This is a genomic window from Bartonella rhinolophi (assembly GCF_036576165.1).
Lineage (GTDB): Bacteria > Pseudomonadota > Alphaproteobacteria > Rhizobiales > Rhizobiaceae > Bartonella.
In genome coordinates this window covers 50,378-64,413 of the sequence record NZ_JBAFWY010000002.1, presented here as the reverse complement: position 1 = coordinate 64,413, position 14,036 = coordinate 50,378, and the positions used below count along the sequence as shown (strand labels likewise).

The window sequence follows — 14,036 nt, the reverse complement described above, 5'->3', positions numbered from 1 at the left end:
CATGAACGAAAAACAACATGCCATTCGCTTTAAAAACCGTAAAATTATTAAAGTTACAGGTGAAGAAGCAACAAATTTTCTGCAAGTTCTTATCACAACAGACGTAAAACAAATTAAACCACAAGAAATTTTTCCTGGAGCTCTCTTATCTCCACAAGGAAAGGTTATTGCTGATTTTTTAATAGGCAAAATAAATGATGGCTATCTGATCGATATTGTTGCATCTTTAGCGGACACCTTCCAAAAACGCCTTCTTCTCTATAAATTGCATAAAAAAGTAGAAATTACACAACCACTACAAGAAATGGTTACGGTTTTGTGGAATAATGAAAAGGAAATAGACAGTTTAGATTGTAATTTAAGTTTTATTGATAAGCGATTTCCACAAAAAGAGAGGATATTACGAACTTATGGAAAAACACCTTTTTCTGCTCCAGAATATAATGATACTTGGAATAAATTGCGTATCCGTTATGCAATTGCAGAAAGTGATGAAGACTATGAAATAGGAAAAGTCTTTCCTCATGATATTAATTACGATCAAATCGGTGGATTAACATTTAATAAAGGTTGCTATATCGGACAAGAAGTGATTTCACGAATGCATCATCGTCGTGCGGCGCGTCGTCGTATTTTGGTAGTAAAAAGCCAACACAAACTAGCCTCAAAATCCAGCATTACAGCAGGAACAAAAGTGCTTGGTTGTTTGGGAACATGTTCTGCAAACGAAGCCTTAGCTTTAATGCGTATTGATCACGTTAAAGATGCCATGAATAACAATATCACATTTACAGTAGAAAATGCCCCTGTCACAATAAATATTGCTGAAAATATGAATTTTACCTTTCCTGAAAACACTGTGGAAACTAACTAATGGCTAAAGCTGAATTATCACAAAATGGAGAAGCGCGCGCTTGGCAAAGAATGCTTTCTGGACGGCGACTTGACTTACTAAATCCTTCACCTTTTGATATTGAAATCGAAGATATTGCTCACGGGCTTGCCCGCGTTGCACGTTGGAACGGTCAAACACAAGGAGAGCATGCCTATTCTGTCGCACAACATTCACTTTTGGTAGAGCAAATATTTCAGAAAATTTCTCCACAATCGTGTAACAACGAACGCCTTTGTGCATTGCTTCATGATGCACCAGAATACGTTATTGGCGATATGATCTCACCCTTTAAAGCTGCCATAGGCGAGCAATATAAACTCATCGAAAAGCGTATACAAGATGCTATTCACATGCGTTTTTCTCTCCCCATTGATCTTTCTCAAAAACTCGTAAACAAAATTAAACAAGCTGACCGTATTGCTGCATTCTACGAAGCCATCACTCTCGCTGGATTTAATTCAGAAGAAGCTCTCCACTATTTTGGATCTCCAAATAATATTTTACCCGACGATCTTATTTTGCAATCATATTCCACACAACAAATTGAACACACCTTTTTAACCCGTTTTAATAACCTTGACACTCAAAGACCATATTAATATTTTTTCTGACTTTTCATCCTTTATGATTGCAACTACAAAGCTCATAAAAATATATTAGTTTATAGCCTTCTCTCATTCATACCTATATTTGAGAACAATCATAAAAAGAGTGAAGCAAACACTTTTTTCATCATTATCCCGTGAAGCTTTAGGACTCTACAATCGCTATCATTATAATAACGCATAGCTTAAAATCTGCAAAAAATGAACATCATTAAACCCAAGCATTCGCGACAATCCAATATCGAACATACCTCAGAAAATTTACAAATTCATTGGTCAATTTATACAAATGAAATAACATACAAAAAACCATGCTGCACTTTGCATACAAGCAAGGTACATATAAAGGAATGCATGTTAAATATCAGAATTTAGAAACAAATGCTCTCTTGTGATAATTTTTATATTAAACTGAACTTTATTTAAGCTTATAAACTTCTGAATCTGCTGGAAAAGCACGTGCTTTGACATCATCTGCATAACTCTTAATTGCAGTTTCTACAGCTTGTTCAAGAACACCATAACGACGCACAAACTTAGGTACATAGGCACCATAGCCCAACATATCTTCCATGACCAATATCTGTCCATCACACTGTTTGGATGCACCAATACCAATAGTAGGAATAGAAAGCTTTTCTGTCAGCTTTACCGCTAAGGGTTCCACAACCCCTTCTATAACAACAGCAAAAGCACCTGCCTCTTCAATTGCCACCCCATCTGCTTCAATTTTTTGCCAATCACCCTCTTTACGCCCTTGCGTCTTAAAACCACCAAAACAGTTTACCGCCTGTGGAGTAAGACCAATATGCCCCACAACTGGAATGCCACGTTTACATAAAAAATCAATTGTTTCTGCTATATAAACACCACCTTCTAGCTTAATAGCACCACAACCTGTTTCTGCCAGAATACGTGACGCATTAGAAAAAGCTTGTTCTTTGCTTTCTTCATAAGAACCAAAAGGCATATCAACAACCACAAGTGCCCTCTTAGACCCACGCATAACTGCCTTTCCATGCAGAATCATCATATCTAAGTCAACAGGAAGTGTTGTATCAAACCCATGCACAATCATACCAACGCTGTCACCCACCAAAAGTAAATCGCAATATGGATCAGCAATCCGTGCCGTATAAGCTTGATAAGCCGTTAAAGAAACAATCGGTTCTTTTCCTTTTCTTGATCGTATTTCAGAAGCAGTAATACGTTTTATGGTTTTATGTACACTCATTTTTAACCCTTCTATTGCAATATATATTGATCAATAAGTCTAACATCACCAAAGCGGACAGTTAGTAATAAAACTGCAGGTGTATCCAGTGTTCCTTTGATCTCGCATAAAGTTTTCATATCTCGTAAATCTATTGATTCAATAATCGCACGCGATTCCTGTTGTAAAGTATCGTGCACAACTTTGTACAATTTATCAACAGACCGTTCACCTTGGAGATAAAGCTTTTCAGCAGCTTTACCGCTCTCAGGAATAATTTTTGCAGCTTTGCGATCTTCTAATGTTAACAACTGATTCCGTGAAGAACTTGCTAAACCATCTGCTTCACGTAAAATAGGCACTCCAACAATTTCAACAGGAAAAGCCAAATCTTCAACCATACGACGAATAATCAGAAGCTGTTGAAAATCCTTCTCCCCAAAAAAAGCCTTATCTGGCTGAACAATGTTAAAAAGCTTAGCAACAACGCTGGTCACACCACAAAAATGCTCTGGACGTAACTTTCCCACTAAAATGCATGATAACTTTTCTACCTTCACACTTGTTTCATTGTCTAGTGGCCACATTTCTTCCACAGAAGGTGCAAAAACATATTCTACACCCGCTTTTTTCAATAAAGCACAATCACCCATCAAATCTCTTGGATATTGATCAAAATCTTCGTGAGGACCAAATTGCTTCGGATTAACAAAAATAGAAACCAATATTCGGTCACACACTGTCCTTGCTCGCTGTACTAATGCAAGATGGCCATTATGCAATGCCCCCATAGTTGGAACAAAACCAATTGAAAATCCTAAACATCGCTCTTTTGCAATATATTCGCGTACTTCAGCAATTTTTCTTAAAATTCGCATTTTTATATTCTATTCATTTTTCTCAAATTAACAAATTAACGCTTCTGCACAAAACCGTCGTTCAAACAATTGTATTAAATTAATACGCATTGATGGCTGCTTTATCCCCCGTGGTTCCCAGACATGACGCATTAAAAAAAAACCTGTTAAAATAAAACCATTTATTATGTCACTATAATTTGTAGGACGGACGGTTCTTTGTACAAGAAACTGTGGTAAAATTAGAAGCTTTTTTTTCCAAGGATATCCTGCGTCCTCGCATACAGCACGCCCTGATTTTGGTGAGACATAATAAAGTTTTTCTTGACACCCCGTTGCAGCACAACGAGATAAATCAAGACCAAAGCCAAGTTCTTCAAGGAGTCGCATTTCAAAACGTACAAGCAATTCTGCATTTACGAACAGCTCGTCAAAATTTTGCATAAAAAGATATAAAATATCATATAAAATAGGATGCGGATCACGCTCAGGAAGAAGGCGCAAATGGCAAGCTATCAGCTGCAAAGCATAAAGTGCCTCTGGTAAAATAATTAACCGTGCAGCATGTAAATCAAGTGCTTCAAGCCGAAAAAGCCCCAAATGTTCATCTAAACGTGCCCACCACTCAGCCTCTACAAAATTTCCAGGTTGAAGAAGAGCTGCCATACGACGTGAACGCCCCCCTTTTACTACCCCCATATAGCGACCATGCTGACGCGTCATAATTTCAAGAATAACGCTTGTTTCACCATGCTGACGTGTGCCAAGAATAATGGCTTGTTCTTTCCATCTCATTTTATTTTAAAAAGTTCAATCCCATTTCACGGTAACGCTCTGGATCAGTATCCCAATTATCACGCACTTTTACAAATAGAAAAAGATGAACCTTCTGATCCATAATTTCCATTAATTCCTTACGTGCTGCCTGACCAATTGCTTTAATTGTATCTCCTTTTGTTCCTAAAACAATTTTTTTCTGACTATCACGCTCTACATAAATAACTTGATTAATCTTTACTGAACCATCTGGGCGCTCTTCCCAATTTTCTGTTTCAACTGTTGAAGAATAAGGAAGCTCATCATGAAGGCGAAGAAAAAGTTTTTCACGCGTAATTTCAGCCGCAAGCTGACGCATAGGCATATCTGAAATTTGGTCTTCTGGATAATACCACGGACCCTGTGGCATCGTTGCACTTAATGTGTGAAGCAAATCCTTGCAGCCAGAACCGTTAAGAGCTGAAATCATAAATGTCTGCACAAAATTTACTTGCTCATTAATTTTGGCAGTTAATGCTAAAAGGGATGATTTGGCAACTGTATCAATCTTATTAAGGACAAGAATCTTATCCTGTTTCATATTTTTTACAATATCCAGCATCGCATAAACTTCGTCCGAAAGACCACTTTGCACATCAATCAAAACTAAAAGAATATCAGCATCTTTAGCACTTCCCCAAGCAGCAGATACCATAGCGCGTTCTAACCGCTTATGGGGACGAAAGACACCTGGTGTATCAATCAACACAATTTGCGTATCATTATGAATGATGATTCCTCGGATCAAAGTCCGTGTTGTCTGTACTTTATGCGTTACAATTGAAACCTTTGTTCCAACGAGCTGATTAACCAATGTTGACTTACCCGCATTAGGCATCCCAATGAGTACAACAAAACCAGAACGCGTTTTGATAACGTCATCCATGATCATTTTTTCCCATTGTTTCCCATATACCTTCTCGCCGTAAAATTTTCTCAGCTGCCATTCTTTCGGCATATCGCTTTGAACTGCCTTGCCCAATCTCTGGTGCAAAACCAGGAATACTTACCTCGACCATAAAGACAGGATCATGATCTGGACCATAGCGTTTTACAATCTGATAATGTGGCTGTGCGCAACCTTGCACATGCGCCCATTCCTGCAACTCTGTCTTGGAATCACGTCGACCAGCTCCCATTTTCTGTGCTCGACCTTGCCAATATTTTTGAATAAAGGGGCGAACGCTCTCCAATCCTCCGTCAAGATACATCACAGCAATTAAAGCTTCAACTACATCAGCGTACATATTTGTAAGTCGACGACCCTCCAAGTTTTTCATCTCAAAACCAACATAGATCATATCAGGCAAACCCATTTCTAGCGCAATATCAGCACATGTCCGCGCATTTACCAAGCCGTTTAAACGTACTGACAATTCACCTTCACTTGCCTGTGGGAAAAACTGATACAGCATCTCTGCAATCAAAAGCCCAAGGACTCGATCACCTAAAAATTCCAATCGTTCATAATTTCCCTGCTCCAAACTCTGTACGCTGGAATGCGTTAATGCTCTTTTTAATCGATGCTCATCTTTAAAATGATGCCCCGTCAGTTTTTCAAGTTGATCAATGATTGAGCGCTTCATCATTGATCTCCTGCTTATTGAGCGGCAAATCATAAACAGTATGGATAAAGGAAAACAAACGCTTCCAACGCACATCAAACGGCCAGCGCCAAATTTGCCAAGCACTTGAACCATTACTAATAGAGAAAAAAATCAAACTTGCTCGGCCAATAAGATTTTCCTCTGGAACATAACCCACACTTAAACGACTATCATCTGAATTATCTCGATTATCACCCATTACAAAATAATGCCCTTGAGGAACTTCAAAAACTTCTGTTTCATCAATTTGTGGGAAAAATCCTAAATCGAGTGTATCATAAGTGACACCATTAGACATCGTCTCGCGATAAACATCAACAGGATAGTCAACCTCTGTTATATCAGGATTATGAATTTGTCCCATAAAGCGACGTGAAACAGCCTCATCATTGATATAAAGGACACTTTGACGAATCTGTATACGATCCCCTGGGAGACCAACAACGCGTTTTATATAATCAATATCTGTATTACTCGGTAAACGAAAAACCATAACATCCCCACGCTGAGGCTGAGATGCCCAAATACGTCCCGAAAAAATAGGAGGAGAAAAGGGTATGGAAAAATGAGAATACCCATATGCGTACTTAGAAACGAACAGATAATCACCTACCAGCAAAGTAGGACGCATTGAGCCAGAAGGAATACTAAAAGGCTGAAAAAAAAGCGTGCGAATAAGCGCAGCTAAAAATAGAGCCTGTATCAAAACGGAAATAAATTCAAAAATTCCGCCTTTTTTTTCTTTTTTATACACTTTCTCTTTCTGGATCATGATAGACCACCTTCCCATTACAGATACAATTCATCTGCTCATCATAATATTCAAATAACAAAAACATGATCTTCCACAATATTTATCAACGTGGAAGTGCCTCAATAACAATAAATGCCTGCGCCCAAGGAAAATCATCTGTTAAGCTGAGATGAACAACAGCATCATAATGAGGAGGCAACAACTTTCGCAGCTGCATTTGTGCGCGACTTTTTAATTTCATAATTGGTTTTCCAGATGGTAAATTAACTACCTCCATATCTTGCCAACTCACACCGCAAGCGATTCCCGTGCCTAGAGCTTTAGCACATGCTTCTTTGGCAGCAAATCTCTTGGCGTAAAAAGAAGATTTTTTTACGAGATTTTCAGATTTTTTCTGCTCAATATCCGTAAAAATACGTTGAACAAAACGATCTCCATAACGAATCAACATTCTCTCAATGCGTCTGATATCAATGAGATCATTTCCAAGCCCAATGATCATGAGATATTACCCGAATTTCCTTGCCATAAACGTCTCTTTTTCATAATCTTTTGATATCGCTTTTGTTGAAAACGGGTTATTGCTCTGTAAACACCTATATAAGAAAAACTGCCTAAAATAAAACCTAAAAAGATACCACCGATAATCATCGGCATCATGATCGAATTCCATGCATCCTTGAAAAGAAGAGACGCATTCGAAATCGTCAAACCATCAAATAGAGCACGAATTTGAGAAAGAGAGATTTCATTCACATCGCTAAAAAGCGATAAACACAAGTAACCTATCTTATAATCTACCATAACAATAAACAAAAATGTTACTGGATTAGAAAAAACAGTCCCGATGATCGCTGCTGCAAAATTTCCGCGCAAAATCCAAGAAAAAACTATTGCCAGAATAATGTGCACCCCTAAAAGAGGTGAACAAGCTAAAAAAATACCGATAGCAAAACCCAATGCCACTTTATGCGGTGTTGCCGATATACGCAAAATACGTTTCCGCATATAGCAAAATGAACGAGAAAATGAACGACGCGGCCATAACCAAAGTCGTATACGCTTTACAAAATTCATTGATTCTCGATGGCGAAAAAGCATACGGTTCTCAATATATATCCTATGAAAACGAAATAATTTATATGATTCAAATTAATCGCAGCGAACTTTTGCATAAAAACAAAAAAATATAAAGACATTAAATATTTCGACTTCCTGGCTTGACTGCTGGGATCATCGCAAGCTCAGCAGGCAGTGCATCACTGGCATAAGATACTATCTCACACTCAGCAAGGGCAATCAACGGAACTCCAACATCAACCTTCCCACCAGAACGATCAAAGATACACGCACTTGCCACCACATCTGCTCCTGCCGCAACCAGAGCCTGGATTGTCTCACGAATAGAAAGACCCGTTGTTACAATATCTTCAACAATCACAACCCGCGCACCCTTCTCTATTTCAAAACGACGCAACTGAAATACGCCACTCACACGCTCTACCCAAAGAGAAGGAATACCAAGATGACGCGAAGTTTCGTATGAGGGAATAAGACCGCCAATTGCAGGACCAACCACATAATCAATTTTTCCTTTAACGCATCTTTTGATTTTTTCAGCTAACCCGCAACACAATTTTTCCGTCAAGTCAGCATGCATGAATACTTTCGCTTTCTGCATATAAGTAGCACTATGGCGACCTGATGTTAAAATAAAATGCCCTTCCATAATGGCGTCTGCCTGTTTGAAAATATCAATCACATCCTGTGTATTCATTACAAAATCTCTCATTTTTATCCATGAACCCGATGCACTGTACCAACCGAATCTGCTTCTTTTAACTGAGAAAAGATACGATTCAAATGTTTTAAATCCCAAACCTCTAAATCAATTATAATTTCTGTAAAATCTGGTGCAGTACGAATAAAAGATAAATTTTGAATATTAGCATCATTGGCAGAAATAACCTGAGTAATTTCTGCTAAAGAACCAGGGCTATTAACAACTGAAACATTAATACGAGCAGGAAAACGTTCACTCATTTGGGCATCGATATCCCAGCGGACATCAATCCACCGTTCTGGCTGATCATCATACGCCATCAAAGCCGAAGATTGTATTGGATAAATAACAATCCCTGCACCGGGTTGCATAATGCCAACAATCCGATCTCCTGGCACAGCTCCTTCAGGAGAAAACCGAACCGGAATATCTCCTTGGGTTCCTCGAATAGGTAAGGCTTTACATTGATGCCTCTTCTCTGAAGTTGCACCATTTTCATTTTCTGGTACTTTAAAAATCATACCTTGAGCATTTTCAATGTTGAACCAACCTTCTTCCCCAGGTCTAAAAGATGATTTTTGTACCACACGGTGATCTTGATAATCAGGATAAACCGCTTTAATTACATCAGCAGAAGGCAATTCGCCACGTCCAACAGCTGCCAAGACATCTTCCACATCCTTGCGTGCCAAACGTGGCAACACTTGCTTAAGGACATCTTCTGAAAATTGTTTGCCCATATATTCAAACGAACGCTCAAGAATGCGATATCCTAGACCCGAATATTGCTTACGTACTGCTGCGCGAGTTGCTCGACGAATAGCTGAACGCGCTTTTCCCGTTACGACAAGAAATTCCCAAGCTGCTGGAGGAATTTGAGCTTGTGAACGTATAATGTCAACTTCATCACCATTTTTTAATTTAGTCATTAAAGGCATAATGCGACCATTAATTTTTACCCCCACACAGGAGTCACCAATGTCGGTGTGAACTGCATAAGCAAAATCAATAGGTGTCGCACCTTTAGGAAAGGCAATCAATCGACCTTTCGGAGTAAAACAGAAAACTTGATCCTGAAAAAGTTCAAGCTTTGTATGTTCTAAAAACTCTTCTGGATTATCCCCATCTGATAAAGATTGAATCGTTTGACGCAACCATGCATAAGCGTTAGTTTCATTAGATAATTTTGAAGTAGAATAATGAGAACCATGTTCCTTATAAATGGAATGCGCCGCAACGCCATATTCAGCAATTTCATCCATAGCAGCAGTTCTAATCTGTAATTCAACACGTTGTCTTGAAGGACCTACAATCGTTGTATGGATAGAACGATAATCATTTTGCTTTGGGATAGAAATATAATCTTTAAAACGACCAGGAACCATTGGCCACGTAGTATGGATAACACCAAGAGCACGATAACAATCATTTACCGTTTTAACAATTACACGAAATCCAAAAATATCGGACAATTGTTCAAAAGATAATGCCTTGCTTTCCATTTTACGAAAAACTGAATAAGACTTTTTTTGACGACTTTTAACATCAGCTTTAATGCCATGCTCAAAAAAAAGTTTTGTCAATTCATTTTCAATCGTAGAGAGTAAATCACGATTGCGCTTCGATAATTCAGAAAGTCGATTAGTAATAGTATGATAACCTTCTGGATTCAAATAAAAAAAAGAAAGATCCTCTAATTCTTCGCGCATATCCTGCATCCCCATACGGCCAGCAAGCGGCGCATAAATATCCATTGTCTCCTCAGCAATTCGCCGACGTTTATCATCACGCATAACAGCAAGGGTACGCATATTATGAAGACGATCTGCAAGTTTAACCAAAAGAACACGAACATCATCAGAAATAGCAATAAGAAGTTTACGGAGATTTTCTGCTTGTATTGCCTTCTTCGACACAAGATCAAGCTTGTTAAGCTTTGTAAGTCCTTCAACTAACTTGCCAATTTCAGATCCAAACAGCTGATCAATTTCTGCCCGTGTTGCGCTTGTATCTTCAATGGTATCATGCAAAAGAGCAACAGCAATCGTCGCCTCATCTAACCGCATATCTGTTAAAATAGCGGCAACTTCTAAAGGATGAGAAAAATAAAGATCCCCTGAAGCACGCTTTTGGTGACCATGCTTTCGCATTGCATAATCGTACGCTCTATTTAACAGAGCCTCATCCACGTCAGACTTGTAACGTTGAACACGCTCAACAAGCTCACACTGACGCATCATACAAGAAGATCCTTTATATTTTCACAACCTAACCCTTATTGAACGTGAATACTCTCTCACTAAAAAGCATCTACTCCTCATGACAACCGTATAGTAGTTTTCATGATGCGAACCGCTAAAATTAATAATCGTCACTCTTCTCTGGAACAACCAAACCTTCTATACCTGCTAAAAGATCTTCTTCCGACATATAATCAAACGGACAGTTTTCTTCTTCCGATGATGTACCGAAAACACTGTCGCTTTCCCCTGAGTGAGAAATAAATTCATTCACCGCTTCTGGCTCATCCACTTCTACATGCTTTTGCAACGAATGGATAAGATCTTCTTTCAAATCAGCAGGCGATAACGTTTCTTCTGCTATTTCACGTAAAGCAACGACTGGATTTTTATCATTATCACGATCAATAGTAATCTGCGCACCCTGTGAAATTTGACGCGCCCTATGCCCAGCTAAAAGCACTAACTCAAATCGGTTATCGACTTTATCAATGCAATCTTCTACCGTTACGCGAGCCATCTATGCCTCTTTCTAAAGATTTAAAATTTCGTATTAATATATTTATATACAACAATCAAAATAAAACACAAGAAAAACAACACAAGCTTTAATACTTTTGCAAAAAAGCTTCTTGGAGAAAATTTTTTAAAGCTTCATAAAAAAGCATAACCTCTGCAGCTCAATTATGAATGCTGTGCTAAAAAAGATTCTCATAGTACTAACTTCAAACAAAAACACTATATCCTTAGTTAATGAAATTATGCTCTAAAAACTTTACCCTTTAAAGTTATATCAATCATTCAATTTTATTAAAATTTTTTTAAAGCAATGATAGCCTCATGCAGGCTATTTAATGATAATATATTTGTTAAATATAAAAAATTTTATCCCACTGAATGCTATATTAATTAACCATCCTTTTTATCATGTTAATCGCTAAAAAACTGCCTCTATTTCGAAGCTATATGCAATAATTTTATATCATAAGTGATATTTAAATAGCTCATTTATATTAATCATGCGATTATCTACAAAAACATAATCCGTCATATATCTCATAAACAACTCAAAAGGATTTTGTATAAAAATGATTGATGCCCATGCCATGCATAACCAATTAACATCGCTTTGTCCAAAACCACCGCAAAATTGCGATTTATGCCCCCGCTTGCATAAATTTATCAGCGATTGGCGAATAAAAGAACCAAGCTGGTATAATGCACCAGTAAGCCCATTCTTTCCCTATAAAGGCGCAACCACAACACGTCTTCTGATTGTCGGACTTGCTCCTGGATTACGCGGTGCAAACCGAACTGGCCGCCCATTTACTGGTGATTATGCTGGACGACTACTTTATTCCACTTTAAAAAAATTTGGTTTTGCCCAAGGCACCTTTGAGGAAAGAGCAGACGATAATCTTGAACTCATTGATGTAGCAATTGTCAACTCAGTACGCTGCGTTCCACCAGAAAATAAACCCACTGGTGCCGAAATTAACACTTGCCGATATTTCTTTTCGCCCCTTTTAACAAATCTTCCCAATCTTAAAGCTGTTATCACTCTTGGCACTATTGCTCACCATTCAACTATACGCGCTTTAAATGCAAAAATTTTGGCACACCCTTTCGAACATGGAAGAATCAGTGACGTTGGCAGATTACGTATCTTTTCGAGCTATCACTGTTCGCGCTATAATACCAATACTGGTCGCTTAACAGAGGCTATGTTTCATCAAGTTTTTCAAGCAGCAAAAATATATCTAGATCAAAACTGAAAGCCCATTAAATTGTACAATAAAAAAGGATATATTAACCAATTTTATCATCCATATTTTTTTAAAAGTCGTGCTTTTTCACGTCCCCAATCACGCTTTTTTTCCACTTCACGTTTATCATGAAGTTTTTTTCCACGCGCCAGAGCAATCTCTAACTTAACACGCCCTCGTTCATTAAAGTAAAGTTTAAGTGGAACAATTGTCATTCCTTCGCGAGAAGTCGCGTTAAAAAAACGCGCCATTTCACGTTTTGAAACTAATAATTTACGCAAACGACGCGGCTCATGGTTAAAACGATTAGCCTGTGTATACTCAGGAATATAGCTGTTAACTAACCATAACTCCCCATTTTCAAAACTAGCGTAACTTTCAGCAATATTAGCATGATTGGAGCGTAAAGATTTCACTTCTGCTCCCTGAAGTACAAGGCCAGCTTCAAGATTATCGAGAATTTCAAAATTGAACCGAGCCTTACGATTGTCAGCAATTATTTTTCGTACTAGCGCGTTCTTTTTTTTGTTCATAGCTTTATCAAATCTTACTCTTTAACAAGACCTGCATGTTGCAGAGCCGCATCAATAATCTTCTTTGTACTGTCTGCTAACGGAACAATCGGAGAACGAACTGTTTCACCACAAAGCCCCATTTTTGCAGCAGCATACTTAATCCCCGAAGGATTTGGTTCAATAAACACTGCACGATTGAGAGGCATCAAACGATCATTTAATTCTAATGCTGTTTTATAATCACCACGCAAACAAGCAGCGTGGAGCTCTGCACAAAGCTTTGGAGCAATATTAGATGAAACCGAAATACATCCTACACCTCCATGTGCATTAAAACCTAATGCTGTACAGTCATCACCAGAAAGCTGCACAAAATCCTTGCCACATTTTTCACGTTGTTCACTGACACGCTCAATTTTACTTGTCGCATCCTTAACACCAATGATATTTTTAAAGTCCTGACAAAGATCTCTTATAGTTTCCACAGCCATATCAATAACAGAACGCCCAGGAATATTATAAATCACAATCGGGATAGAAACAGCCTTCGCAATAGAGGAAAAATGCGTATATAAACCACGCTGATTAGGTTTATTATAATAGGGAGTTACAACCAAAACCACATCTGCGCCTGCCTTCTCTGCGTGTTGTGCAAGCTCTACAGCTTCGCCTGTACTATTTGATCCCGCTCCAGCAATAACAGGGACACGCTTAGCAACTTGTGCAACACATAATTCTATAATTCGTTTATGTTCTTCATGACTTAAAGTTGCCGATTCACCTGTGGTACCAACAGGACTTACACCATTGATACCTTGTGTGACCTGCCACTCAACAAACTTGCAAAATGCTTTCTCATCAATAGCGCCACTTTCATCAAAAGGTGTGATAAGCGCGGTCACGGCTCCCTTGAGCATGATAAACTCCCTGTAATGTTAACTTTATTAAAATAGTCGCCTTTACAAACTTTCCACGATAAAGCATA

The 14,036-nt window shown here is 38.3% G+C and carries 16 protein-coding genes; 3 read left to right on the top strand and 13 right to left on the bottom strand.

What is annotated here, in order from left to right; all coding sequences use genetic code 11:
• The first annotated feature begins 1 nt into the window (after position 1).
• Both ygfZ and V5N67_RS02615 read left to right on the top strand, forming a co-directional pair.
• On the top strand, positions 2 to 874 hold the full coding sequence (gene ygfZ, locus V5N67_RS02620) for a CAF17-like 4Fe-4S cluster assembly/insertion protein YgfZ (RefSeq protein WP_332060355.1): 873 nt from the start codon (positions 2 to 4) through the stop codon (positions 872 to 874).
• Positions 874 to 1,494, top strand: a complete 621-nt coding sequence (locus tag V5N67_RS02615) for a YfbR-like 5'-deoxynucleotidase (protein WP_332060354.1) — start codon at positions 874 to 876, stop codon at positions 1,492 to 1,494. The genes ygfZ and V5N67_RS02615 overlap by 1 nt, the downstream gene beginning before the upstream one ends.
• Positions 1,495 to 1,918: 424 nt before the next feature.
• Here V5N67_RS02615 and panB read toward each other — a convergent pair whose 3' ends face one another.
• The 11 genes from panB to rpoZ all read right to left on the bottom strand — a co-directional run bounded on the left by panB (position 1,919) and on the right by rpoZ (position 11,290).
• The gene (gene panB, locus V5N67_RS02610; protein ID WP_332060353.1) at positions 1,919 to 2,734 is read right to left on the bottom strand and encodes a 3-methyl-2-oxobutanoate hydroxymethyltransferase; all 816 of its coding nucleotides are present in this window, start codon (positions 2,732 to 2,734) and stop codon (positions 1,919 to 1,921) included.
• An 11-nt stretch (positions 2,735 to 2,745) separates the two neighbouring features.
• Positions 2,746 to 3,591, bottom strand: coding sequence for a pantoate--beta-alanine ligase (panC, locus tag V5N67_RS02605; RefSeq protein WP_332060352.1), 846 nt, complete (start codon positions 3,589 to 3,591; stop codon positions 2,746 to 2,748).
• A gap of 27 nt (positions 3,592 to 3,618) precedes the next feature.
• Positions 3,619 to 4,365 (bottom strand): DNA repair protein RecO, encoded by a 747-nt coding sequence (gene recO, locus V5N67_RS02600; RefSeq protein ID WP_332060351.1) that lies wholly within the window; start codon positions 4,363 to 4,365, stop codon positions 3,619 to 3,621.
• A gap of 1 nt (position 4,366) precedes the next feature.
• Positions 4,367 to 5,272: a GTPase Era gene (gene era, locus V5N67_RS02595; RefSeq protein ID WP_332060350.1), complete on the bottom strand. Its 906-nt coding sequence runs from the start codon at positions 5,270 to 5,272 to the stop codon at positions 4,367 to 4,369.
• Complete coding sequence (rnc, locus tag V5N67_RS02590; protein ID WP_332060432.1) at positions 5,265 to 5,972, bottom strand: ribonuclease III; 708 nt, start codon at positions 5,970 to 5,972, stop codon at positions 5,265 to 5,267. Before rnc ends, era begins: the two co-directional genes overlap by 8 nt.
• Entirely contained in the window at positions 5,953 to 6,765 is an 813-nt protein-coding gene (gene lepB, locus V5N67_RS02585; protein WP_332060349.1) for a signal peptidase I, read from the bottom strand. Before lepB ends, rnc begins: the two co-directional genes overlap by 20 nt.
• 85 nt (positions 6,766 to 6,850) lie before the next feature.
• Complete coding sequence (acpS, locus tag V5N67_RS02580) at positions 6,851 to 7,249, bottom strand: holo-ACP synthase (protein WP_332060348.1); 399 nt, start codon at positions 7,247 to 7,249, stop codon at positions 6,851 to 6,853.
• Positions 7,246 to 7,848 (bottom strand): DUF2062 domain-containing protein, encoded by a 603-nt coding sequence (locus tag V5N67_RS02575; RefSeq protein ID WP_332060347.1) that lies wholly within the window; start codon positions 7,846 to 7,848, stop codon positions 7,246 to 7,248. The genes acpS and V5N67_RS02575 overlap by 4 nt, the downstream gene beginning before the upstream one ends.
• Before the next feature lie 97 nt (positions 7,849 to 7,945).
• Positions 7,946 to 8,524 (bottom strand): orotate phosphoribosyltransferase, encoded by a 579-nt coding sequence (gene pyrE, locus V5N67_RS02570; RefSeq protein WP_332060346.1) that lies wholly within the window; start codon positions 8,522 to 8,524, stop codon positions 7,946 to 7,948.
• Between the two features lie 17 nt (positions 8,525 to 8,541).
• Complete coding sequence (locus tag V5N67_RS02565) at positions 8,542 to 10,770, bottom strand: RelA/SpoT family protein (protein WP_332060345.1); 2,229 nt, start codon at positions 10,768 to 10,770, stop codon at positions 8,542 to 8,544.
• 121 nt (positions 10,771 to 10,891) lie between these two features.
• Positions 10,892 to 11,290, bottom strand: coding sequence for a DNA-directed RNA polymerase subunit omega (gene rpoZ / locus V5N67_RS02560; protein WP_332060344.1), 399 nt, complete (start codon positions 11,288 to 11,290; stop codon positions 10,892 to 10,894).
• Positions 11,291 to 11,876: 586 nt separating this feature from the next.
• Between rpoZ and V5N67_RS02555 the strand changes: the two genes are divergently transcribed.
• Positions 11,877 to 12,545: a uracil-DNA glycosylase gene (locus V5N67_RS02555; RefSeq protein ID WP_332060431.1), complete on the top strand. Its 669-nt coding sequence runs from the start codon at positions 11,877 to 11,879 to the stop codon at positions 12,543 to 12,545.
• A 47-nt stretch (positions 12,546 to 12,592) separates the two neighbouring features.
• Here V5N67_RS02555 and smpB read toward each other — a convergent pair whose 3' ends face one another.
• Positions 12,593 to 13,069 carry an SsrA-binding protein SmpB gene (smpB, locus tag V5N67_RS02550; protein ID WP_332060343.1) on the bottom strand — a complete coding sequence of 159 codons (477 nt, stop codon included), beginning with the start codon at positions 13,067 to 13,069 and terminating at the stop codon, positions 12,593 to 12,595.
• 14 nt (positions 13,070 to 13,083) lie between these two features.
• Positions 13,084 to 13,968, bottom strand: coding sequence for a 4-hydroxy-tetrahydrodipicolinate synthase (gene dapA, locus V5N67_RS02545; protein WP_332060342.1), 885 nt, complete (start codon positions 13,966 to 13,968; stop codon positions 13,084 to 13,086).
• Positions 13,969 to 14,036: the final 68 nt, after the last annotated feature.

Coding starts and splice junctions, on each gene's coding strand:
- smpB (WP_332060343.1), bottom strand. CDS start 13,069: ATGAACAAAAAAAAGAACGCGCTAGTACGAAAAATAATTGCTGACAAT.
- rnc (WP_332060432.1), bottom strand. CDS start 5,972: ATGAAGCGCTCAATCATTGATCAACTTGAAAAACTGACGGGGCATCAT.
- dapA (WP_332060342.1), bottom strand. CDS start 13,968: ATGCTCAAGGGAGCCGTGACCGCGCTTATCACACCTTTTGATGAAAGT.
- acpS (WP_332060348.1), bottom strand. CDS start 7,249: ATGATCATTGGGCTTGGAAATGATCTCATTGATATCAGACGCATTGAG.
- rpoZ (WP_332060344.1), bottom strand. CDS start 11,290: ATGGCTCGCGTAACGGTAGAAGATTGCATTGATAAAGTCGATAACCGA.
- V5N67_RS02615 (WP_332060354.1), top strand. CDS start 874: ATGGCTAAAGCTGAATTATCACAAAATGGAGAAGCGCGCGCTTGGCAA.
- panC (WP_332060352.1), bottom strand. CDS start 3,591: ATGCGAATTTTAAGAAAAATTGCTGAAGTACGCGAATATATTGCAAAA.
- V5N67_RS02555 (WP_332060431.1), top strand. CDS start 11,877: ATGCATAACCAATTAACATCGCTTTGTCCAAAACCACCGCAAAATTGC.
- era (WP_332060350.1), bottom strand. CDS start 5,272: ATGGATGACGTTATCAAAACGCGTTCTGGTTTTGTTGTACTCATTGGG.
- lepB (WP_332060349.1), bottom strand. CDS start 6,765: ATGATCCAGAAAGAGAAAGTGTATAAAAAAGAAAAAAAAGGCGGAATT.
- recO (WP_332060351.1), bottom strand. CDS start 4,365: ATGAGATGGAAAGAACAAGCCATTATTCTTGGCACACGTCAGCATGGT.
- V5N67_RS02565 (WP_332060345.1), bottom strand. CDS start 10,770: ATGATGCGTCAGTGTGAGCTTGTTGAGCGTGTTCAACGTTACAAGTCT.
- panB (WP_332060353.1), bottom strand. CDS start 2,734: ATGAGTGTACATAAAACCATAAAACGTATTACTGCTTCTGAAATACGA.
- pyrE (WP_332060346.1), bottom strand. CDS start 8,524: ATGAATACACAGGATGTGATTGATATTTTCAAACAGGCAGACGCCATT.
- V5N67_RS02575 (WP_332060347.1), bottom strand. CDS start 7,848: ATGCTTTTTCGCCATCGAGAATCAATGAATTTTGTAAAGCGTATACGA.
- ygfZ (WP_332060355.1), top strand. CDS start 2: ATGAACGAAAAACAACATGCCATTCGCTTTAAAAACCGTAAAATTATT.